The organism is Aquimarina macrocephali JAMB N27 (assembly GCF_000520995.1).
In the GTDB taxonomy this organism is placed as follows: Bacteria; Bacteroidota; Bacteroidia; order Flavobacteriales; family Flavobacteriaceae; genus Aquimarina; species Aquimarina macrocephali.
In genome coordinates, this window is the sequence record NZ_JACA01000133.1 from 1 (window position 1) to 698 (window position 698).

Consider the following 698-nt stretch of genomic DNA (forward strand, 5'->3'; position numbering starts at 1 on the left):
AGAAAATCATTATCGGAAAAAACCTTAAAGCATCAGAAAAATTTGGAAACTCACTAGTAGAAGGTGCAATTTGCCTCGACAGCTTAAATGATGAAAATGTTAAGAAATTCACTTATGAATATGATGGCAAAACATACCTCAATATTAAAGTCGTGGAACGCAAAGAACCTTCAAAGTTTGGTAAAACACACTACATAGAAATCGATCAGTTTGTACCACAATCAAAAGAAGAGGCTGAATAAGCTTCTTTTTCTTTAAAGATCAATCCTCTCATCATCATTGATGAGGGGATTTTTTATACTCGTTAATAATGGTATTTGCATTGAGCTAAGATAATAGAGGTTTCAGTTACCTTACGCTACATCATATCGTTGTTTTCAATTTGTGTGATTGCTTGATTAAGACGCTCTGCATTTTTAGGGCTGGCCATTAAATAGGCTGTCTCTTCATATGATGTGAAATCTTTAACAGACATGACAATGACTGATTCTCCGTTTTGGCGTGTGACCATAATCGGAATGTGGTCTTCATTTACTTTGTTCAAGGTATGCGCCAATTTTTTTCTAAAATCTGTATAGCTTATCGTTTCCACTTTATGCACTCCTTTATATCTACACTTAAATATGGTGCATGTCCTTATTTGTGAAGTCAAATTTTATCGATTGTTCCTCTATCTGTGTTTTTAATTCCAGTTTGAA

Annotated in this window: 2 protein-coding genes; one reads left to right on the forward strand and one right to left on the reverse strand. The window is 34.0% G+C overall.

What is annotated here, in order from left to right; all coding sequences use genetic code 11:
- Positions 1-242: hypothetical protein (locus Z054_RS32040; protein WP_024773149.1), on the forward strand; the 242-nt coding region annotated here is incomplete at its 5' end.
- Positions 243-358: 116 nt separating this feature from the next.
- Here the strand turns inward: Z054_RS32040 and Z054_RS29660 are convergent.
- Entirely contained in the window at positions 359-601 is a 243-nt protein-coding gene (locus Z054_RS29660) for a type II toxin-antitoxin system Phd/YefM family antitoxin (protein ID WP_316929958.1), read from the reverse strand.
- Between the last annotated feature and the right edge of the window lie 97 nt (positions 602-698).